1 pseudogene is annotated in these 216 nt (G+C 62.5%); it reads left to right on the top strand.

The features are described from left to right. Window positions 1-216: pseudogene (locus Q7A36_RS41510) on the top strand (ABC transporter substrate-binding protein); the annotation flags it as partial.

The raw sequence follows: 216 nt of genomic DNA, 5'->3' as shown, positions 1-216 counted from the left end.
GCTGCCAAGCGCTTCATCATGTTCATGATGGAGGCGGAGCAGTATGATCCCTGGTTGACCGGCTGCATCGGCTACTGGCCGCAGCCGCTCGAGGCCTATCGGCAGAGTGCGGTGTGGTCGTCCGATCCCAAGCTCGCGCTGTTCAAGGACGCGATGAACTTGCGCAGATGGTCGGGCTACAAGGGCCCGATCAGCCAGGCTTCGGGCGCGGTGAAT

Source organism: Paracraurococcus lichenis, assembly GCF_030657435.1.
GTDB lineage: Bacteria > Pseudomonadota > Alphaproteobacteria > Acetobacterales > Acetobacteraceae > Paracraurococcus > Paracraurococcus lichenis.
Note: the sequence above shows the minus strand (reverse complement) of the source record. Positions and strands in the feature narration are given on the sequence as shown.